Annotated in this window: 16 protein-coding genes; 4 read left to right on the top strand and 12 right to left on the bottom strand. The window is 68.9% G+C overall.

Going from position 1 to position 20,318, the window contains the following annotated elements; all coding sequences use genetic code 11:
- The first annotated feature begins 145 nt into the window (after positions 1–145).
- Positions 146–1,387 carry a hypothetical protein gene (locus IPK71_08185; protein ID MBK8213714.1) on the top strand — a complete coding sequence of 414 codons (1,242 nt, stop codon included), beginning with the start codon at positions 146–148 and terminating at the stop codon, positions 1,385–1,387.
- A 74-nt stretch (positions 1,388–1,461) separates the two neighbouring features.
- On the opposite strand, the gene IPK71_08180 is transcribed toward IPK71_08185, so the two are convergent.
- Entirely contained in the window at positions 1,462–2,580 is a 1,119-nt protein-coding gene (locus IPK71_08180) for an ATP-binding protein (protein MBK8213713.1), read from the bottom strand.
- The gene (locus IPK71_08175; GenBank protein MBK8213712.1) at positions 2,580–3,293 is read right to left on the bottom strand and encodes a response regulator transcription factor; all 714 of its coding nucleotides are present in this window, start codon (positions 3,291–3,293) and stop codon (positions 2,580–2,582) included. Before IPK71_08175 ends, IPK71_08180 begins: the two co-directional genes overlap by 1 nt.
- Before the next feature lie 174 nt (positions 3,294–3,467).
- Here IPK71_08175 and IPK71_08170 point away from each other — a divergent pair, with 174 nt between their 5' ends.
- Positions 3,468–5,348, top strand: a complete 1,881-nt coding sequence (locus tag IPK71_08170) for a hypothetical protein (protein ID MBK8213711.1) — start codon at positions 3,468–3,470, stop codon at positions 5,346–5,348.
- Positions 5,349–5,398: 50 nt separating this feature from the next.
- On the opposite strand, the gene IPK71_08165 is transcribed toward IPK71_08170, so the two are convergent.
- The 6 genes from IPK71_08165 to IPK71_08140 all read right to left on the bottom strand — a co-directional run bounded on the left by IPK71_08165 (position 5,399) and on the right by IPK71_08140 (position 14,428).
- On the bottom strand, positions 5,399–6,472 hold the full coding sequence (locus IPK71_08165) for a virulence RhuM family protein (protein MBK8213710.1): 1,074 nt from the start codon (positions 6,470–6,472) through the stop codon (positions 5,399–5,401).
- 699 nt (positions 6,473–7,171) lie between these two features.
- Positions 7,172–8,035 carry a radical SAM protein gene (locus tag IPK71_08160; GenBank protein ID MBK8213709.1) on the bottom strand — a complete coding sequence of 288 codons (864 nt, stop codon included), beginning with the start codon at positions 8,033–8,035 and terminating at the stop codon, positions 7,172–7,174.
- A gap of 121 nt (positions 8,036–8,156) precedes the next feature.
- Complete coding sequence (locus IPK71_08155; GenBank protein ID MBK8213708.1) at positions 8,157–9,374, bottom strand: hypothetical protein; 1,218 nt, start codon at positions 9,372–9,374, stop codon at positions 8,157–8,159.
- A 193-nt stretch (positions 9,375–9,567) separates the two neighbouring features.
- Positions 9,568–11,913 carry a DEAD/DEAH box helicase gene (locus IPK71_08150; GenBank protein MBK8213707.1) on the bottom strand — a complete coding sequence of 782 codons (2,346 nt, stop codon included), beginning with the start codon at positions 11,911–11,913 and terminating at the stop codon, positions 9,568–9,570.
- Positions 11,910–14,237: an AAA family ATPase gene (locus tag IPK71_08145; GenBank protein MBK8213706.1), complete on the bottom strand. Its 2,328-nt coding sequence runs from the start codon at positions 14,235–14,237 to the stop codon at positions 11,910–11,912. Before IPK71_08145 ends, IPK71_08150 begins: the two co-directional genes overlap by 4 nt.
- Positions 14,234–14,428: a hypothetical protein gene (locus IPK71_08140; protein MBK8213705.1), complete on the bottom strand. Its 195-nt coding sequence runs from the start codon at positions 14,426–14,428 to the stop codon at positions 14,234–14,236. Before IPK71_08140 ends, IPK71_08145 begins: the two co-directional genes overlap by 4 nt.
- 218 nt (positions 14,429–14,646) lie before the next feature.
- Between IPK71_08140 and IPK71_08135 the strand changes: the two genes are divergently transcribed.
- A complete protein-coding gene (locus IPK71_08135; protein ID MBK8213704.1) occupies positions 14,647–15,024 on the top strand; it encodes a hypothetical protein in 378 nt (125 codons plus the stop codon).
- Positions 15,025–15,254: 230 nt separating this feature from the next.
- Positions 15,255–16,115 carry a hypothetical protein gene (locus IPK71_08130; GenBank protein ID MBK8213703.1) on the top strand — a complete coding sequence of 287 codons (861 nt, stop codon included), beginning with the start codon at positions 15,255–15,257 and terminating at the stop codon, positions 16,113–16,115.
- Between the two features lie 8 nt (positions 16,116–16,123).
- Here IPK71_08130 and IPK71_08125 read toward each other — a convergent pair whose 3' ends face one another.
- From IPK71_08125 to IPK71_08110, 4 genes are read right to left on the bottom strand one after another with little or no spacing between them, the layout of a single operon-like run.
- Positions 16,124–17,836, bottom strand: a complete 1,713-nt coding sequence (locus tag IPK71_08125) for a hypothetical protein (protein ID MBK8213702.1) — start codon at positions 17,834–17,836, stop codon at positions 16,124–16,126.
- Positions 17,833–18,975, bottom strand: coding sequence for a hypothetical protein (locus IPK71_08120; GenBank protein ID MBK8213701.1), 1,143 nt, complete (start codon positions 18,973–18,975; stop codon positions 17,833–17,835). Before IPK71_08120 ends, IPK71_08125 begins: the two co-directional genes overlap by 4 nt.
- On the bottom strand, positions 18,972–19,682 hold the full coding sequence (locus IPK71_08115; GenBank protein ID MBK8213700.1) for a hypothetical protein: 711 nt from the start codon (positions 19,680–19,682) through the stop codon (positions 18,972–18,974). The genes IPK71_08120 and IPK71_08115 overlap by 4 nt, the downstream gene beginning before the upstream one ends.
- Positions 19,679–20,212: a sigma-70 family RNA polymerase sigma factor gene (locus tag IPK71_08110; GenBank protein ID MBK8213699.1), complete on the bottom strand. Its 534-nt coding sequence runs from the start codon at positions 20,210–20,212 to the stop codon at positions 19,679–19,681. Before IPK71_08110 ends, IPK71_08115 begins: the two co-directional genes overlap by 4 nt.
- Positions 20,213–20,318: the final 106 nt, after the last annotated feature.

Genomic DNA, 20,318 nt, shown 5'->3' with positions numbered 1-20,318 from the left:
CGCGCCGCACAAGGCCTTTTTCGGCATGATTTTCGCTTCTGGCGCGACGTGGCGGGCCGCTTTGCCGTACCTTGAGAGGTTCGGGGGATGCCGTGCGCGACGTGCACGCACCGCGCGCGTACCGGTGGGGAGAGGGAGGCGAACGATGCGACGAACCTGGGCGACGATCGGCACGGTGGGGCTCGGGCTGGGGATGGCCGCTGCGGCGCTCGTCGCGGCGTGCACGGAGCCGCTCGCCGAAGAGCCCGACGCGGGCACCGCGGACGCCGACGTTCGCGACACCGCGACGCCGCGCGACGCGGCCGAGAGCGACGCCGCCCGGACCCCCGACACGAGCACCGCGGACAGCGGGGCGGGAGACGCCGGCGCCGTGGACGCTGCCGAAGACGGCACGACGGGGGACGCGGGCGCCGACGCGAGCGACGCGGGGTCAGCCGACGCGTCCGACTCGGGCACCGCCGATGCGTCCGATGCCTCGACCCCACCGAGGCCCACCACGGCCACGACGCTCGCGGGCATTCTCGACTTCGACATCACCGCCACGGCGCTCGCGATGCGCACGGCGGCCGGCATGAGCACGTGCGCGCTCCCCGCGTGCGCGACGGTCACCGGGCCCTTCGCGCTCGGCGCCACGAACGATCCGTTCGCGGTGGCCGGCACCAAGATTTACTTCGTGAGCTTCGGCTCGGGGACGCTCTCACGGGACATCTATTCGATAAACCTCGACGGCACCGGCAAAGCACGCAACGCGCCCAACCACATTTGGAATGGCTCGATGACGCTCTACGCGCTCGACGGCAGCCAGACGAACGTGCGCGCCATGTTCCGCGCGGTGCCCACCGTCGGGAACGGGCGCTTCGAGACGCGCCTCGTCACGGCGAACCCACCGGGCCCGAACATGGATCGCATCGGTCGGCCCACGGCCACGATGCACTCGAACGTAGGCGCGACGGTGAGCTACGGCCCGCCGCAGAACATCACCGGTTCGAACCTCATGCCCGCCCAAATGAGCACGACCGGCGCGAACATCCCCGTCCCGGCGACCACCCCCACCTCGATCGCCGTGAGCGAACGCGGCGCGGGCGTCATGTATCCGGCCGTGGTCATTCTACGGAATGGCAACCTCGAGGCGTGCCCCACCGCGGCCGACTGCGCCGCGTGGACGAACCTCGGCGCGCTGGGCACGGCGTACAACCTCGACGGCACGCACCTCTACGTGGGCACGGCCACCGGCCTCTCTCGGTGCACTCTGCAAGAAATCGCGACGGCCGGCACGTGCACACTCGCGCCCCACGTGACGGGCGAGGCGGTCGAGGCCCCCATTCTGCTGACCGCGACGGAGGTCTGGTACCGGAGCGGCGCCAACGTGCGGCGCGTGGCGAAGTAGCCGAATCGGCATTGCGCCGTGAGTGGAGAGAGCGTAGAGGAGCAGGGCCCCCCCCACCCGCACACTCTTGTTCTTCACCCCGGCGTGGCCACGCGAGCCCCCGCCGCAGCGAACACCAACGTGACCCGCAGGCCGCCGAGGTCGCCGCGGTCGAAGGTGAGCGTGGCGTCGTGGCGGGCGGCGATCGAGCGGACGATCGAGAGGCCGAGGCCGGTGCCGCCGGTGCGGCGATCGCGGGACGGGTCGAGGCGCAGGAGGCGCTCTCCAAGGCGCGAGAGGAGCTCGTCGGGCACGCCGGGGCCGCTGTCCTCGACAACGAGGGTGGCCGTCCCCTCGTTCGAGGCGACACGCACGCGCACCGTGCCGTCGTGGGGAGTGTGACGACGGGCGTTGGTGACGAGGTTCGCGAGGACCTGCTCGATGCGCGAGCCATCGGCGAGGATGGGCGAGGGCTCGGTCGCGACGTCGATGCGGGCCCCTTCGAGCAGCGCGAAGCGGGCCGCGGCCTCGGCCACCACGGCGCCGAGATCGACGGGCTCCCGCAGGCACGGCACGTCGGGATCTTCGAGCTCGGCGAGGTCGCGCACGTCGGCGACGAGGCGCCCGAGCCGCGTGGCCTCGCCCTCGAGCGACACGAGGAGCCGCGCGCGGACGGCGGGATCCTCGCACAGGGCCGGCGCGCCGAGCGTGTCGACGAGGCCCATGATGGCCGACGTGGGGTTCGCGAGCTCATGCGCCAAGTCCGCGAAAAGACGGCGCCTTTGGGCGTCGACGGCGGCGAGCTTCCCGAGCGCCTCGGCGAGCGCGAGGCGCATGGTGTCGAACGTCTCGCGCACGTCGGCGAAGTCCGGATCGAGCGGCACGGGGAGCTCGGTGTCGAGCGCGCCCTTGGACACCTCGCGCATCGCGACCACGAGCGGCCTCACACGACGACGCGCGAGCGCGCCGAGCACGAGGCCGGTCCCGAGGGCACACGCCACGAGCGGCGCGCCGATGGCGAGGATCATGCGCTCGCGGACCGCGGCGACGGCGAGCGACGAGTGCGCCTCGATGAGCCCGATGGCACGGAGCTCGGTCTCGTAGGGCGAGAGCGCCCACCGAATGAGCACCCGCTGCGCGAGCGCGCTCGCGAGGAGGAGCGCGCCGACGAGCACGGCGAGCTTCACGTCGACCGGCAGCTTGCGGTGGGGCATCACGCGTCCTTCGGCACGAGGAACCGATACCCTATTCCGTGCACGGTGTGGATGGGGCTCTCCCCGAGCCCCGCGACCTCGAGCTTCTTGCGGAGCCGCGCCACGTGGCAATCGACGTTTCTCGCATATCCCTCGTGGGTGAGCCCGAATACCGACTTCAAGAGCTCGCTCCGGGGGTGGACGACGTCGGGCCGGGCCGAGAGCTCCACGAGGAGAGAAAGCTCGGTGGCCGTGAGCTTCACCTCGGCGCCGTTCACGGTGACGCGCATGGCGCCCGTGTCGACGACGAGCGGGCCGAGCGCGCGGACGGCGGTGGCGCGTGCCCCGGCGAGCTCGGGCCGCACCCTGCGGGCGAGGGCGCGCACCCGGGCGACGACCTCCCGCGGGCGGCAAGGTTTCACGACGTAGTCGTCGGCGCCGACCTCGAGGCCGAGCAGCACGTCGACCTCGGAGCCGCGCGCCGTGACCATGACCACACCGGGGGCGGGAGCGTACCCGCCGCGGAGGTGCTGGCAGATCTCGATGCCCGAGGCGCCCGGGAGCGACACGTCGAGCACGGCGACGTGCGGCGCGCGCGCCTGGCACTGGGCGATGGCGTCGAGGCCGTCTCCCGTGACACGCACGACCCAGCCTTCGGCGCCGAAGTGGATCGCGAGCACCTCGCGCAAGGAGGGATCGTCTTCCACGAGGAGCACGTCGAGAGGCTCACCCATCGTCGTCATCCTACAATGGGCTACCCTGGGTGTGGGCAGGTCTCGACGGTCGCAACGAATTCGCAACAACCGAGCCGCGGGTGTTGCGATTCGATGGTGAAGGCCGCCGGGGCTCGGCCCTGTGCCAGGCTTTGTCGGGTGGTGAGGGCTCGGTCGGATGCGAAGGAGGTCGACGTGACGAGAGGGCGGACAGGGTTCGGGGTGGTCGGCTCGTGGGTGCTCGCGGCGTGGCTCGCGACGGCGTGCTCGGGGCGCGTGGCGGGGGAGCTCGTGCTCTCGTTCGACACCGACATGTCCATCCCGAAGGACGTGACCCACGTGGTCGTCTCGATCACGTCGAGCGGGCGCACGATCTTCGAGGACACGTACGCCGTCGGCCCGACGGGCGTGAAGCTCCCGTCGACGCTCGGCATCCTCGAAGGCGAGAAGGACGAGCCCATCACCATTCGCATCATCGCGCTCCGCGGGCGAACCCCTACCGTGGTGCGAGAGTCGGTCTCCAAGGTGCCGCGGGGGCGCGTCGCGGGGCTCAAGATCCCGATCGAGTGGCTCTGCACGGGCGACGAGAACGTGCAGGGCGCCTCGAAGGAGACCGCCGCCGGGACCTGCCCCGCCGGGGAGACCTGCTCCGCCGGGAGCTGCGTGCCCGCCACGGACGTGACCCTCGACGACCCATACGACGTGACGGCCATCTTCGGCGGCGGGAACGAGCGGGGCATCGGCGGCACGTGTTTCCCGGTCGATCGCTGCTTCGACGAGGCCCTCTCGCTCGAGGTCGCGCCCGTCGCGAACGGTGCAGAGTGCACTTTTTCGCTCGAGGGGGTGACGAACGTCGGCCTCGTGCCGAAGGACGGGGCCGGGGTGCTCGCCGGGGGGCGCGCGGTGGTGCCGCTCGTCGAGGGGGCGCGGGGCTTTCAGCGCGACGGGGCGACGGTGCGGTTGCCCAAGGCCGTGTGCACCCGCGCCGCGAAGGGCACCCTGAAGGTCGTCGCGAGCCGCGCGTGCCCGCCCAAGACGAACCGCGTGCCCAACTGCGGGCCCTGGGGCGTGGTCGGCGCGGCCGTCCCCGTGAGCGACGCGGGCTTCGACGCGCCCGCCCCGATCGTGGACGCGGGGGTCGACGCGGACGCGCGCGTGCCGTGGCGCGAGGTCGTGGTGAATAGCCGAGTATCGAAGCTCTTGGTCGACGGCGTAGGGCCCGACAAGCGCATCTATTGGGCCGACGAGACGAACGAGATCCGCTCGTGCACCGTGGCGGACTGCCCGTTGACGGTGCGATGCGAGGTGAGAGCCGCGGGCCCCATCAAGGGCTTCGCGACACGAAAGGACATCCCCGCGGGCCCCGTCATGGGCGTCGTGGTCGTGCGCACGAACGGCGCTGTCGAGGCGGCTTCGGCGGGCACGTGCGCCCCGACGAGCGTGGTCAAGTCGTTGGGGGTGCCGCTCACGGCCGACGTGAACGACGTCGCCGCATTGCCGGGCACGCTCTATCTCTTGCGGGCGAATGGCCTCGAGACGTGCCCGTGGGGCGGCGCCGATTGCTCGAACGATCCCACATTGCTCCCCTTTGCGCTCCCCGTGGGGGGTGGAGTCGGGCGACTGCAACTGGGCAGTGGCCTCGCGGTGCTCAACGGCACGACCGTCGGCGGATGCGAGAACGCCGACTGCTCCGGCACGAACAAAAACTGGGCGAACCTCGCGGCCGGCGAGCCTCCGCTCGACGTGGCCCTGCAGGTCACGGGGCCGGACCGGCGGTACGTGGTCGTCCAACAGGACATGGTGGCGTCGCGCGTGGTGTTCGACTGCCCCATCGACGCGGCCCCGTGTGTGCCGCGCAGGCTCGTCACGGGGGGCGGGTACGACAGGCTCGCCATCGGCACGACCCACGTGTTTTTGGGCGGCCCGGCGGGCCTCTCCCGCTTCCCCCGCCCCACACCGGGCTCGGGGCCTCAGGTGACCGAGGGCCTCCTGCCGGACCCGGTGAGCGCCCTCACGGTCGACGCGGGGGAGGTGTTTTATGCGACGGGGGTGAAGATCGTGCGGCGGGGGGAGTGAGGGGATGGCGCGGTGGTGATGGTGGTGAGGAGCGGTGTCGCGTGGGGCGGTCAGGGATGCTTTTTCTTGCTCGGTTTGGGCGTGGGGGCGCCCTCGCCAAGGCGTTTGGTCTCCGCCACGACGCGGTCGAAGTCGCTCTCGAAGAGGCGGTCCTGCACGATGCGGTATTTCTCGAACTCGCTCTCGGCGTGCGCCTTGGCGATCTCGGCGGTGACCTTGCCGGCGTCCTGTAGAACCTCGCGATCGGTGGCCGCGAGGAAGCGGTTCAGGCGCGTCTCCCAGTCCTGCATGGTCATGGGCATCTTGCGAAGCGCCATGTCCTCGGCAACGTCGAGGTAGGCGTTCACCAGGCGGGAGAGCTGCGCAAGCTCTGGCTCCGTCAGGTAGTTCTTGGCCACGACCACGTCGAACTTCTGGATCTTCCCGTGGGGCGCGTCGGTCCAGGTGTGAAGCCCCATGTGGTCCTTGGTCGCATCCGCGCGATCGACGATGATCTCGGCGGCCGTCTGCCCGTGAATGGCCCAGTGCAGCTTGTTCTGCACCGTCGCGAAGAAGCGCTTCGTGGCCTGCGCGGTCACGTCGTAGTCGACCGACGTGGCGTAGATGTCCGTGATCTTCTGGTAGAACTTGCGCTCCGAGATGCGGATCTCCCGGACGCGCTGGAGCTGCTCCTCGAAGTACTTGTCGCTCAGGACGGAGCCGCCGCGCTTGAGGCGCTCGTCGTCCATCGCGAAGCCCTTGATGGTGAACTCCGCGACGACACGCGTGGCCCACTTGCGGAACTGCACCGCCCGCTCGGAGTTGACCTTGTAGCCGACGGCGATGGTGGCCGAGAGGTCGTAGTGTTTCGTCTCGTAGGTCTTCCCGTCGGCGGCAGTTATTCGAAAATTTCGAACAACTGATTTCTCCTCCAGCTCGCTGTCCTCGAACACCTTCTTCAGGTGGTAGTTGATGGTCGGCACCTCCACGTCGTAGAGCTGCGCCATCATCTTCTGGCTGAGCCAGACGTTCTCGTCGGCGTAGATCGCCTCGACGCCGCCCGCGCCCGCGGCCGCCACGAAGGTCAGGTACTCGGCGGCCGAGGAGCGGACGAGAGATACGGACGGCTTCTTCTTGCGGGTCACGTTGCCTCCACCTGCGGGATGAAGCCGCGCCCAGTGGCGAGGAAGAGCGGGCCGTCGAAGTGCTCGATGGCGGCGCGCGGGTTGTCGTTCGGAGAGAGGCCGACGCGGACAGGAAGAGACTCGATCATCGCGGGCACCCGAGCGTCGGAGGGTCACAGCCAGGCTGAAGCCGGCCGTAGTGGGGCGACCCTAGCCTCCGCACTTTTGGTAGGATCGGAGCCACGCCGCTCATCTCTTCGATCTCGACATCCCGACGAGATGTCACGCCTTTCCGGCGAGCACGCTACGGCAGGAGCTGGCTCGTCTCAAGCGTCGGACGCGGACCACGTGGCCCGTCCGGCTCCGCCCGAGAAGAGGGCGACGGACGTACCGACGCCCCGCGGGGCGTCAGCGAGCCGCGTGCTCACGCAGCTTCGACAGGTCCTATCGCTTCGACCCCGGAGCCCGTCCTCCCACCTCCCCCACCACCGACCTACCCCCAAAAACCCGCGTCCAGGACATCCCCTACCCGAACCAGGACATCCCCTACGCGAACCAGGACATCCCCTACGCGAACCAGGACACCCGCCACGCCCTCCTGACGCCTCCGCAGCGCGGCCCAGGACAGCCCCCACGCCTCCCCGACGCGCCCCTCGTGCGAACCAGGACAGCCGGTAAGCCCTCGAGACGGTTCGGGGCCAGCTCGATCGCGTGAGAGGGCTACAGGACGGGTAGGTGCCGACGGTCCGGACGCTCCCAGTCGAACTTGCCGCCGCGGCGGACGAGCTTGTCCGTGGAGAACCCGACCGACGCGAGAGCTCCTACGGCCCCCCGCTCGAGGATCGACTCGCCTACGCAGTGAACGCCCCCCGTGTTGCCGAAGAAGCGCCCCTCGGGATCGATCATCGCATACGAGTCCGTCATGGCATGGTTGTCCTCCGGGACCACGTTGACGGCTTGGCCGAGGCGGCCCTGATGCCGAACGACGAACGCATGGAAGGCAGAGGCGTCGATGAGCAAGTCGTCGACTGTGGCCTCGTTTTGTCCTTCGACGCGAAGGACCTGGAAGAGCTTCCACCGTTGGGGGGCGATAGATCGGACGATCTCACTCATGTCCTCGTGAACGTTGTGGCGGGTAACCACGGTGTTCAGCTTCACGAGAGCGCCGTTGGAGCGAGCCTTGCGCGCGCACGTCACGACCTGCGCCACGTAGCCTGCGCCTCCCCTGCCGATGAGCGCGTTGCCTTCGTCCGTCGACGAGTCGATGGAGAGGCCCACCCAATCGAGCATCGAGCCGGCGCGTGAATCGAGGAGGGCCTCGAGCTTGGCACCGTTGCTGACGATGCCGGTCACGAAGCCCAACTCCTTCGCCGCGAGGATCAGGTCGCCTATGTCACGATGCAGCGTCGGCTCACCGCCGACGAAGTTCATCTTCTCGGCCCCCGCCTCTCGCACGCGGCGCATGACCTCGATGGCATCGGCCTTGGACAGGCGCCCCCTCGTCTCCGGGAAGCGAGCGAAGCAGTATTGGCAGCTCGCGTTGCACGCCTTGAGAACATGAAAATTGACGGGAAGACCAAGCATTCGAGCCTCCAACCGGGTGAACAAGGGACAAAGGTTTCCAGAATGGACGGCTCCCCGCCGCCGCACGGCGCGCGAGTAGCCCCACGTTTCGTGGCTACGACGGAAGCAGAGGCGCGGCTCGCTAGCTCGCCGGGCCGGGCCCCGCAGCGGCTCCGTCTACGCTCGCGATCTTCTTGCAGAGGAGCTTCGCAAGATCGTCGAGGCCCTGCGCACGTGCTCCTGCCTTGGCGACATCGCGCGCCTTCCGAGCCCCACGGGCCTTGCACATGGCTTCGGCGACACGGGACTGCTCCGAGACGTCGATGCCGAAGCTTCGCAGCGCTTCGACGAGCTCGGGGCTCGCGAGCCGTTTGAGCTGGCGCCTCCCCTCGGGCCCGAGGAACGCGAGCGCTCGTGCAGCGGCTATTTTCTTAGGCTTCGGCGCATGCGAAGCCGCGATGAGCAGGCAGGCCATCGCAAAGGCGACTTCGGCCGCCGCGAGCCTCGGCTTCGGTTCGTCATCCTCACTCCACGGGGACGACGGCGAATCGACATCGACGCGACCGGCAAGGAGCTGCGCCGCGAGGCGGAGATGCGCGGCCGTCGCGTCTTTCCGAGCTCCGTTTCGCAACGCCCCCTCGAATGGGCTCAGGGGCAACGCGGCAGGGTGACGGTCTCGGACCACCGCGATCCACGCCGCGAGCTCGTGCTCCTCACGAAAACCGAGCGCCGAGCTGGCATTGTCGGTTTCGAGCTGACACCCGATCGCCATGGCCCCGCCGCGAAAAATTCGAACGACCTCGTCGCCCCCTGAGGTTGGCCGCACCGCGCGACTTGGCCAGGTAAGCTCGCTTGCGTCGAGAGCGTAGGCCCGAAGCGGCTCGAGCCCACCGGCCTCCCAAACGGGGACCGACGATCCGGCAAGCGAGCCGTCAGCACATAGTGTCGGACCGTCGGAAACGAGCTCTCGGAGCCCCGTCAGGCGCCCGTTCGCGTCGAACCAAAGGTCCGCTCGTGGTTCGCCCTTCTCGGCGAGGATCGGCATCCGGAGCGCCTCGGAAAGCGCCGTGATCGTGGATTCTGGGGTGTCCCCTGGGAGGTCGGTGGGCACTGCCACCCACAGCCCACTTTCCGACACGCACTCGCGCCAGGCCAGAAGCTCCTGGAGCGAGCCCTCGAACCACGTGGCGCCGACGGGGCCGCCCACCAACGACGGGAGGACCGAGCGCTCGGCGCCTGCGACCAGGATGCGAGGAAGCGCCCCCCCGAAGGAGAGCGCCTCGATGGCTCGCGTGACCACGGCGGGGTCGAACGCGGCGACGGGGATGGTGACACGGCAGGTGGCAGAAATCATGGTCATGACGCGCTCCACTGAGAGCGACCCGCGAAGGGCCGTTCTTGGTTTTGGGTTGGGAGCGGCGTCGGGCCACGAAGGCGGAGTGACGACCTGCGGGGTTTAGAGTTACCCCGACCTTCGACCTCGTCAAGGGGGCGGGCCGAGAAAGTCTCTCTCGGCCCCCTCCCTCCGCGTCAACTACCCCCGGCGCGTAGCGTCAATACGTGGGTGTCGGCCGTTTCCACTCGAAGTAGCGCTCGAAGGTGTCGAGGAACATCTCCGCGCGTACGCGCCAGAAGTCGACGGCCGAGGCCGAGCTTGGGACAAGGCCCAGCGCTCGTGCCTCCTCGATGGCCGTGGCGCTCGGGACGAACCCTCGCTCGCGCGCACGAAACGACGCGTTGTGGCCCGCGCTCGGCATGTCGGCGTGCAGGAGCTCGTGGAACATGACCAGTTCGACCACGAAGCGGGGGACGTCGGGGGAATCGAGGATCGGGTTGAGCGCGAGGCACTTGTCCTCGTACCGAAAGAAACCCCAAAGCCTTTGGTTTGGTCGCTCCATCCACCGCAACGATCCGAGCATGGGCGCGCCGCCGGGGAAGTGGCGCTTCTGCTCGAGGACGGCCGCGAGCAGCTCTTGGAGATCCCTTCCCCGACCTGGCTCGAACGCTCGCGGGGGGCCCTTGGGCACGATGTTCGTGACCTCGGGAGCCGTGCGGGGTCGTTCGATCGACGCGTTGAGGAGCTTCGTTCGCTCGCGTCCGACCTCCTCGCGGAAGGCCGCCTCGTCGTTCCGGTACACGACGGGACAGGCGGGCTGGCTCGCCCACACTCCGGCGAGGAAGTCGGCCTCTTCCCGGGGACCGAGGTTCCCCTCTACGACATGCTTCGCGAGCGCCGTCGGGTCGAAGGCGAGCTTCTCCTCGAACGTGACGTAGCTCACTTCGCACCCTTTGCGACGCGCGTCGAGGAGCGCCTTCACGTCCGCCCATCGGGGCAAGGGGTCGGGGATGTCGGCGAAGTGCTTGCGAATCAACGAGCACGCCAGGTCTTCGGTGACGTGCTCGGGGATGCTCGAGGGGCTCGTATGCTCGGCCAGCAACGCCTCGAGCGCATCTCGCTGCGAGTCGAACACCATGACGGTGCGCGACTGCACGTCGTCCTCGAAGATCTCTTCCCAACGGTACCACCCGTGAGGCACGCACGCGTGAACACCCACGAGCTGCCCCTTCACGTTGCTCTGGAGGAGCCGGTACGCATCGCGCACGAGCTCCGGCGGAATGAGCACCATGGGCGTATGGGCCCGCGCCACCTCCTCGGGGGGCGGCACGTCCATGCAGTCGAGCGCATACTCGGGCCCGAGCACGTCGTACTGCTGCCAGGTGTCCAAGAACGTGACGAGGTTCGCCTTCGCGTTGCCGCCCGCCCGCGGGCCCCGCAGGGCGCGCCCCACCATCTGGACGACGAGGCTCTCCGAGCGCGTGGGCCGGCAGATGAACACCGTCCGCGTGTGTGGCGCGTCGAACCCCTCCGTCAGCATCTGCACGTTCACGATGACGTCGAGCTCCTTGCGAGCGTAGCGCTCGATCACGGAGGCCGCGTCGCGACGGCTGTAGTCTACGTAGTCCGCGCGGACGCCGGGGTGCTTCGAGAGCTCTTGGGCGAGGGTCTGCGCGTGGAGCGTGTCGGCCGCGAACATGATGGTCGCGCCGTAACGCTCCCTGTTCTTGAGGTAGTGCTCGACGATGAGCGCGTTTCGGTGCGCGTTCTTGCCGAGCCTCGCGAGCACGCTCGGGGCGAGCTCGCCGTAGCGATCGAGGTAGGCGAGGTCCTCGGCGCTCATCTCGCGCTCGACGCTCACCTCGGTCTTCACCGTCTCGGTAACCGGAACGGCGAGGATCCCTGCGTCGACGAGCGAGCGCCGGCTCACCTGGTGGACGATGTCCTCGAACAGCATGCCGAGCCGCTTGTCCTCGTCCGGGTCCATTCGGATGGGCGTCGCCGTGAGCCCGAGGAGCCGAACCCCGGCCTTTTTGATCTCCGACAGGAGACCGTAGGTTTTCGGCGCGACGGCGTGATGGGCTTCGTCGACCACGACGGTGGCGCCCGCCCGCGCGTCGGCCAGAAGCTCCTTCACGAAGCCTCGGTTCTGTTCCATCACCGAAGACTGGATCGAGGCGAAAACGACATCGTGCTCGCGGCTCACGTTCGACCAGCGCTTGAACTCCGAGGACACCGCGATGAGGTCGAGCGACTTCTTCGTGGGGTACGCGAGGTTGGCGAGCTTCTTGAAGGTATCGAACCCTTGGCGAAGCAGGGACTGCCGGTGGGCCAGCCAGAGCACGCGGCCCCCATTGGCGATCTCGTGGCGCAGAAGCCAGTGGGCCGCGGTGACGGTCTTGCCGGCACCGGTCGGGAGGACGACCATGCCTGCCGAGCGCTTCCGGTCGAGAAACGCACTGTCGAGGCGATCCCACGTGGCGCGCTGGTGGTCGTGGGGGTCGATGGGGGCGGCGGCGTCGACGAGAGCGAGGCGCTCGTCGTAGGAAACAGAGGCGATCATGCAGACTCCTTGGTTGCGAACGGGACGGTGAGGGTCGGCGCGGCGCCGCGTGGGCACCGGCATGCGAGAGGGGCGTTTTCGTCGCGGCGATTGGGCAGGCGCACCATCGCGGCGCACGCGGAGCAGGTCAGGGCGTCGATGAGCTCGAGGGCCGCGCGAGCCTCGGTCTGGGCTTGTTTGAGCGAGACGACGAGAGCCCAGTCGTTGGAGTGGGCGCCGAGCGCGTTCCTCAAGAAGAGCGGGTCTCCGAGCCGACCGAGGATGGCTCGCACGTCAGGGATTCTCCCGGTGGACGAGAGCTTCTCGAGCTTGGGGCGTAGGCCGTCCCAGTAGTCTGCGAAGCCGAGGTCCGAGGCCTCGAAAGGGAGCTTGACGCCGAAGTTGGCACTCGCCTCCTTGAAGAAGGCCTCGAGCACCGGGCGTGTCACCACGGCCAGGCCCTCGACATCCCCCGTAGTTGCGAGCGCCTGCTCGAGGCGACTCGTGCCGGGCACGTGGTCGGCGAGCGCGGGGCCTGCTTCGAGCGACCAACCTCGGATGTGGAGGCGGCGGAGGTGGAGCGGCTTGCAAAGCTCGGCGAACGCTTGGTTGTGCGTCGCGATGAGCACCTGGTAGTCCGAGAACCGCTCGGCGAGCACACTCACGAGGGCCCGTGCGTGGGTCATGTCGACCGAGAGCACGACGTCGTCGAGCACGAGGATGCGCGGGCCATTCGGGTCCTCTCGCTCGCGGAGCTTCTGCATCGCGAGGAAGTAGGCAATACCGACGGTATCGAGGTGCCCGTCCGAGTAGAGGAGCTTGGGCTCCTTCACGCTCTTCTCTGCGAACCGGCCTTCGAGCTTCGCGAGCCCCTTGCTCTGCCGCGTGAACTTGATGCGCGGGCTCTCGGTCACGTCGTCCAGGTCGGCCCCATGGATTCGCTCGTAGATGGCACCGGCCGCGTCGGAGAGCTCCTCCAGGATCAGCGCAGAGAGGTCCTTGCGGGCCGCCGCGACGGCAACGGCCACCGCCTGAAGTGCCCCGGTCGCAGCGACGAGCTTCGCCCGCTCCGACTCGTTTGCAAGAAGGCCGTCCCGCTCCGTGACGAATCGCTCGAGGCAGCGCCGAAAGCTCTCGATTTCGCTCGCTCGCAGATCGTTCGGGATCGCATCGTGCTGCCTGCGGAGGGACGTTCGTACCCGTTCGAGGCGGCCGTGGATATCCCAAGACAGGTTCGTCTCTCGGTCGAGGCGCTCGAGGAGGTCGCGTGAACGGGAAAGCTGATCCAAAGGCTCGGGATACCCCGCTACCCCCTCGAGGCGACGGAGCGCCCGAAGGAACTCATGCCAGTGCTCGGCCAGGGCAGACACACGCGCGGTCGCCTGCTGAACGTCCGACAGCAACGCGAGGCGAGCCTTCAGTCGGGCTACGAGGTCCGCCGAGACGATGGCTTGTTCGCAGACCGGACAGTCGGTGCGCGAGGGACGCGTCTCGATGTGGGCGAGCGCACCTTCGAGGAGAGACTGGAGTCCGTTCTCGGTCGCCGCAAGCTCGGCGGACCTCAAGGGCTCGAGCTCGGTCTTCGGAGCATCCGGCGGCACCATCTTGTCGGCCTCGGTGACGGCCGCGTGGAGCTCGCTGCGGCGGGCCGCTTGGGAGCCGCTTCCACACGTCGCGGCCGCCCTCGCCGCGAGCTCGTCGAGAGGAGCGCCCTCATCGCCTCGCGCAAGCCCCAGCCGCGCTGCTTCTTCGAGCACGTAGCGCTCGAGCTCGTCGACTCCCGCCGGGGCAGCTCCCTTCCACGAGACAGGCTCGACGACCGTCTCGAGACGGCGGCGAGCCGCATTTTCGAGCTGTTCGATGCGTGCTCGTCGCTCGCCGAGCCCCTTTTCGAGGTCGCGCTCGAGGCTGTCGACGGGGGCCAGGTCGAAGAACTTCGCCAGGTATTGGAACCTTTGGCCGGGCTCTCCCTGCAAGAGCGCGAGCAGCTCGGCCCGCCGTAGAAACGGTCGCGATCGGCGGCAGTGGTCGATGAACGCGCGCCCCTCGTCCGTGGTCGCCTCGTCGTCGAGCGTGCCGTCTCGGAGAACGATCGTCCCCCGCGGGGCCAACTCGACCGACACTTCGCTCGCGCCTTCCGCGCGGAGATGCGTGCGATAGTCCTCGTTCTCCGCGGCCGGCATCTCTCCGAGCAGGGCCCACCGTATCCCTTCGACGATGGAGGACTTGCCGGTGCCGTTGTCCCCTCGGAGCACGAGCCCGCGCTCTCCAAGGGCGATCTTCACCGTGTCCCGCACCCCGCGCACTCCGCGCACGCTCACGGAGGCGATCCGCAGACGCTTCATCGGTCACCCCCGAGCGCCGCGACGATGGCGTCGAAGTCGTGAAATCTCCCTTGGTCCACGAGCTCGGCGAGGGCTGCGTGGTGCTGAGGGAGGACCTTCTCGAGCCTGCGCACGGCGGCGTCGAAGGTGCGAGAGGTCGCGTCGGAATACGAGGACGCGCGAGCACGCGCGCTCCCACCGGATCTGGACATGGGGGCTCCTTGGCGCCGCGGACGGCGCGTGGGTGTGGTCGAGCGAAGCGCGCACCGAGCGGCTCCACCCCGCGCTCACGGTCACCGTGTCGCGCCTTCAAAGGATGGACGCGGGGCCCCGACGCTTTCTGACGGCAGTCGTGGATTTTCTTTCGAACGACGTCCGGAGCGCTGGTTTGCCCTCCACGGAGGGGCGACGAGCGCTAGACTCGTCCGAAATGAGCGTGGACTGGAACGACGATGAGCGAAGCGAGGTCGAGGGCGCCATCAAGCGCTTCCCCGTCGAGAGCGGCAAGTGCGCGGCGCTTGCTCGGGTCGTAGCCAGGGTCGGGATCTCGCGCGACCCTTCCACTCGAGGCCGACAGATCAAGCCGAGGGGAGCGGCGAGGTTCGTCGTTCCGAAGCATTCGGATCCACCACGATGGGTCAGTCACACCTTCGTTGACACGCACCGGCACGTGGTCGACGCGCTCACCGGGGCGTCGGGTTGCCCCTCGGCGTCGTACCTGGCCACGCACTGGGAGTACGCCGATGCGCTCACCGTACAGGACGTGGACGTCGAGATGGTAGACCCGGGCATTCAGGAGGAAACGTGAGCTCCCTCGCCCGCACGATCGCGGCGTGGGCCGATTCCCGCATCGCCGAGATGCTGGCAGCGCCACGGATGTGGGGCTCGAACGAGGCGGTCGAGCTTCAGGTCCTGCTGTTGCACGAGATTCGTGCGCTCGCCCTCCGCCCTGCGCAAGAGCTCGCGAGCCCGAGGGCCGTGCTCGAAGCCTACCAAGCGTTCTTGCTCCGTCGCTTCCCTGGGGCTCCTTCATCGCCGTTGTTCGAGCTCGTCGATGCCTCTAACGCGACCGCTTTCCGTGACGCGCTCGACGAGTTCACCCGAGCGCAGCACAAGAGCTTGCGCGAAGAGGACCCGTTCGAGCATGCCGCCGTAGCGCTCCGCCTCACCTTCGATAGCGAACGCGCTCCGTCCATGGCCGCCCTGAGCGGCTACTATGAGGAGTTTCGCCGCGCGACGCGCGCCGGTGCTCGAGAGCGCCCCGGGCCGGGCCGCGCAGGCAAGAGCATCGAGGAGGCGACAGACTTCGCGCTAGACGACGTCGTCTACGCGCCCCCCAACGGGTCGGCGGGGCAAGTCACGCTCAAGCTCGGTTCGCCTCCGCGACAGGCCGACTGGATCGCTGACGATCGGGTTCGCGACACCTTGTCGAGCTTCGTGACGATCGCAGAATGGGCCGCCGGCGAGGCAGACGTCGCCGATCTGCGCATCGACGATCCGGTGACCCGGGCGCGTACCGCCGTGCAAGTCCGGAGGCTCGTTCCGCGCGGGTCGATCAAGTCGGTGTCGTTCGGAGGCAAGCTACTTTCGCGTTCCGTGCCAGCCGTCCTCCGGGGGGAGCATGAGGCACGCGTACTCAAGGTGGTGAGCGACATCGCCACGCCAGAGCCGTTCGATACCAAAGACGTGATTCGCGCCATTGACCTGGATCGCGGCTTCCTCGTGCTCGGCAAGCAGGCACGAATCCCCTGCTACGTTCGACCTGAGCTGCTTCATGAGATCGCGCAGGTCGGCGTCTCGGCGCGCGTCGTCGGCGAGCGCTACAGGCCTCTCCGCGGACCCGCGTTCGTGCTCGCCGATCGCGTCGAGGTCGAAGGCTCGAGCGACGAAGCCGAGTAGCTTCGGGCTCAGAACACCTGACGACTCACGATCGCCGCGACGTCGCCCATCTCGATGCTCCTCCCAAAAGCCCGCGAGAGCAGCGTGAGCGCACGGGCCTCTTCGTCCGGTGTGGCCACGCCCGCGACGACGAGCTCCGCGTAGCCGACGGCGCCGACCTGGCGGAGCGCCGAGGCCTTCGCCCCGGGAACGACGAGGGTCACACACGTCTCCGCGAGGGCTCTCGCGCGCGCCGTGTCGTTCCTTCGTAGCGCCACGAGCACCCGTGACCGCAGTGCACCGAGATCCGGGTAGCGCGTCGGGTCGTCCCCCACGGCCTCGAGGTGCCGCTCCGCGTCGTCGAGGCGGCCCTCGGCGGCTGCGAGGCGCCCCGCTTCGAGCTCGAGGAACGGCGTGGTTTGACGGCTCGCGCTCCGCTTTTTCGCGTCGCGCGCGTTCTGCTCGAGGGCGAGGTCGAGAGTCGTGCGCGCCTGGTCGAGACGGCCCGCGAGCCTGAGAGCCGTGGCGAGGTAGCCCCGCGACCGCGGCACCTCGAAGGGTGCGTAGGTACCGTGGAGATCGACCGCCCTCGACAGATGGTCTATCGCCTCGACGTACTCGCCTGCGTGGAGGTACGCGCGCCCATAGGTGCCACGTGCCGAGGCCAGCATCGCCCCGTGCTCGCGCGAACGCGGCGCCCCGAGCGTTTCCATCGCGGTCCTCGCGAGAGACTTCGCCTGCTCCAAGTCGCCTACGTCGATCGCCGCGCTCGCGCCGAACGTGTCGACCATCGCAAGGATTTCCGGCTCGTCCGCCAGGCTCTTGCGCTCGACGCCACACAGCATTGTCCACGCCTCGTGAGATTCCCCCAGATGAAGGCGAAAGAGCGCGGCATACCCGCGTGCTTTCGCGGCGAGGTCGGAATGACTGTCGCTCAGCACCGAGGCCGACTCCCACGCGTCCTTCGCGAGGCGCTCGAAGTCGGCGCCCTCTTTCTCGCCTTCCGTCTTGAGCCTACTCACCCTCGACTCGTGGTCGTCGATGTCGGACAGCGCGAGCTCTCGCAGGTCGAGCCCGTAGGCGAGCAGCGCTTCCCCGAGGTCGGCCGCGCGCACGAGCTCGATTCCCTCGAGCCCACACGCGTCCTCGATGTCGCCTTGCTCGCGCGCAACGACCACCTTCGTCACGAGTGGCCATTCCAGCCGAAGCGCTTCGAGCTTCTCGCGCAGGTGGTGGACAGGCTCGAGCTTGCCTTCCAGAGAGAGGCGAGCCGTACCGGCGACGTGCGCATGAGGAGGCCGGCCGAGGGCGAGGGACATGAGCGCCACGGCTGCCGACAGCTCGGCCGACCGGCCCGTCACGGCGGCGTCGAGGTCGTCTTGAACGTAGATTTCGGCCAGATCGCGCGCGTCGCTCGGGAGCGCTCGGCATGCGTGACCTGCAGCATGAACGAGCGCTGCGCGGGCTGCGCGAAGGGTCGCCGCTCCGAGTGGCTTATGGCTGCGCCCTGTCCCCACCCGCGCCACGAGCCCTTGTCCGTCGGCCTTGGCGAGCAGGAGCCAAGTCTCCCCTACCCGCTCGGGCAGCCGCTCGGGCAGGGCCATGGCCGCGGGCAGCACGGCGTTCGCGCGCCGCCGAAGGCTCTCGGGGAGAGCGTGGCCCGCGAGCTCGCGCACGAGCGCCTTTCGTTTCAAGAGGTCCACACGCTCGAGCTGGGCGACGATCGCCTCGAGGCGGTTCAACGGGTCGCCTCGTCGTGTTGCACGAGCTCGAACGTCTCCCGAACCTCGGAGCCGTCGCGGTGGCGCACGACGAACGCGAGCTCCGTTCGACGAGCGACCCGCAGCTCGACCTCGTCCTGGTCCGCAGCCACGGCGACGCTCACGTCACCCACGCGCACTTCGGCGATTTTTCCGGTCTCGGCGAGGTCCAGGTGCACCACGAGCGAGTCGGCCAGAACCTCGACCGAGAGCTCGAAGGCGCACCCCAACGTCTCGTCACGCCCGAGCTGAACCCAATGCTTCTCGTCCTCGAGGGGGGTGGCCGCGGCGGCCGCGCGCACCGGCGGGGCGCTCACGGTCAGGGTGACCTTGGTGCGCGCCGTCGGCGTGCGCCGCGCTCTTCGCCACGCTCCCGCGCGCATCGAGGTGACTTCTCCGATCTCGAGCTGCGCGTCGTAGATGGCCTCCAACGTCTCGGCAAAGTCGGCATCACGCGCCGCCGCGGCCTCGACCGTGCGGGCGAACGCACCGCCGTGCACGTACCGAGCGATCATGTCGTCGGAGGGGAGCTCTTCGTCGAGCGCCGCGCGCGGGTCTCCTTTGGGCTCTGCGGCCAGCTCGGCGCCCGAAGCCTCGGGGTAGCGCAGCGCGTACGCCGGGCGGAACGCCGCCCGCTCGCCCAAGAGGTCGAACAACGTCTCGCGGGAGACTACCTTCCCCCACAGCGCATCGAAGCGATCGAGGCTCGCCATGAGGACCACGCGCCCGAGGCACCGCTCGAAGCCGTCGGCCTGCATCGCACGGCGAGCGGCCACCAGCACACTCTCGGCCCAGTCGCGCTCGACGAACACGTGCTCGACGCCCTCGTCGTCGAGCATCGCGCGCGCAGCCGCATCGTCCTCCGGTTGGTACGCGGGCCCCGTGAGGGCAGCGTCGGTCGTGCGCAGCGCGCGGTCGATGTGCGCGGCCCCGAGCTTCGCCGCCCACGTTCGCACGGGCTCCGGAGCCTCGAGGCCGAGGCGAATCGCGTCTCCGTAGACGCGCAGCGCCACCACGCTCTGCTCGGCATTCTCCTCCTCGACGCTCTCGGAGAGCGCGACGGCGAGGCCCTCGAGCGACGCGACCGTAAGCGAGCACACATAAGACGTAGGATGGGTCATGGTCCCTCCCAGAATGGACGCGAGACCACGGCTCGTTCTGACAAGATTTCTCCGGGGATGGGCACCACGCCTTTTTGAAGCACCTGCAGGGGCCCCCGCGAGGCCTCCTGAGCATCGCGGAACAGCGTACGAAACGTGAGCGTAGCCCGGTAGTAAAGGTCGACCTGGAGGCCATCGGAGCGAACGATGCGAAAGACGGGCTCCTTTCGCGTGGTGCTCCACCCGAGCCGGCCAACGACGAGCCCTTCGACCTTTCGGGGCTTCCGCAGGCACGCGAGGCTGTGGCGCGCAAAGTCGACCGTCGTGAGCACCGCGGCTTCGTCGGAAGCGAGCTCGGCCACGAGCGACTCGAAGAGCCCAAGGTACCGTCCACGAGCGGCAGCCGTAGCGTCCACGCACCCCTCCCTCACGGGGGCCGGGCACGTCCCGCATGGGTGCGGAGGCCGGGAGTCGCCGTCCTTGGGTGGCGGACGGCCGTGCACGGCACCGAACCCACATCCCCGCCCTCTGTCGTAGAGCTTCCGAACGGCACGAAAAGCGGCATCGCGGACCTCCGCCGTCAGGCCGAGCTCGGTGAAGCCTTCGCAGTCCCACGCTTTGGCCTTTTCGACGCCGAACGCGTGCCGAAAGAGGTGGTCTTGCACGACCCACGGCTCGATCGGCTCGACCTGCGCGACGAGACCGTTCTTCAACGTGTACGTCTTCACTCGGCCCCCAGGGTGCGCCGGGCGCGGCTCACGATTTGATCGATCGCGGCGCGGGAGATTCCGTAGTACCGCGCGAGCGCCTCGCGATCCTCGCCGGCGTGCACGGCCACGATCACGTCGCGGTCGCGTGGGGCGAGGGCCGAGAGCCTCTGACGCGCGTGGACCAAGAACACGTGGTCTGGCGGCGGCACGCCGAGCTCGACGCCAGCGCCAGGCTCGACGACCTTGCCTGCCTTGCGGCGTATCCAGCTCAGCGCGGTGCGTAGGATCGACGTGGCGAAGAGCTGCCGAGGCCGCCCCTGATCGGACGCGAGCAGCGCGTCGAGCCGACCATCGCGGAGCAACCAGTCTCCGACGAGGTCATGGATTCGGGCCTCGTCGAGCTTGCCCTGGCGAACGAAGCCGGCGAGCAGCCCCCGCGCATCCCCCTCGGCCATCGCATGGAGGCGCGCAAACGCCGGCGACTGGTACGGAGCCTCCTCGGCTCGAAGCTCGCCCACGACCGCGCGCCACTCGTCGTCCGTGCTCACGCCGCCATGCTACGAGTGACGTCTCGTGCAGGGCGAGAGGAAACCGCGGGGGCGGTGTGTGGACGACCCCTGGCCCAGTGGTAGGCTGAACCGAAGCGAAAGCGAT

The organism is Myxococcales bacterium, from assembly GCA_016712525.1.
In the GTDB taxonomy this organism is placed as follows: Bacteria; Myxococcota_A; Polyangia; order Polyangiales; family Polyangiaceae; genus JAAFHV01.
This window is presented reverse-complemented; position numbering and strand designations above follow the sequence as displayed.

What these genes read in the sequence shown, in the direction of transcription:
- IPK71_08185 (MBK8213714.1), top strand. Translation starts at nt 146, where the DNA reads ATGCGACGAACCTGGGCGACGATCGGCACGGTGGGGCTCGGGCTGGGG.
- IPK71_08180 (MBK8213713.1), bottom strand. Translation starts at nt 2,580, where the DNA reads ATGCCCCACCGCAAGCTGCCGGTCGACGTGAAGCTCGCCGTGCTCGTC.
- IPK71_08175 (MBK8213712.1), bottom strand. Translation starts at nt 3,293, where the DNA reads ATGGGTGAGCCTCTCGACGTGCTCCTCGTGGAAGACGATCCCTCCTTG.
- IPK71_08160 (MBK8213709.1), bottom strand. Translation starts at nt 8,035, where the DNA reads ATGCTTGGTCTTCCCGTCAATTTTCATGTTCTCAAGGCGTGCAACGCG.
- IPK71_08155 (MBK8213708.1), bottom strand. Translation starts at nt 9,374, where the DNA reads ATGACCATGATTTCTGCCACCTGCCGTGTCACCATCCCCGTCGCCGCG.
- IPK71_08150 (MBK8213707.1), bottom strand. Translation starts at nt 11,913, where the DNA reads ATGATCGCCTCTGTTTCCTACGACGAGCGCCTCGCTCTCGTCGACGCC.
- IPK71_08145 (MBK8213706.1), bottom strand. Translation starts at nt 14,237, where the DNA reads ATGAAGCGTCTGCGGATCGCCTCCGTGAGCGTGCGCGGAGTGCGCGGG.
- IPK71_08140 (MBK8213705.1), bottom strand. Translation starts at nt 14,428, where the DNA reads ATGTCCAGATCCGGTGGGAGCGCGCGTGCTCGCGCGTCCTCGTATTCC.
- IPK71_08135 (MBK8213704.1), top strand. Translation starts at nt 14,647, where the DNA reads ATGAGCGTGGACTGGAACGACGATGAGCGAAGCGAGGTCGAGGGCGCC.
- IPK71_08120 (MBK8213701.1), bottom strand. Translation starts at nt 18,975, where the DNA reads ATGACCCATCCTACGTCTTATGTGTGCTCGCTTACGGTCGCGTCGCTC.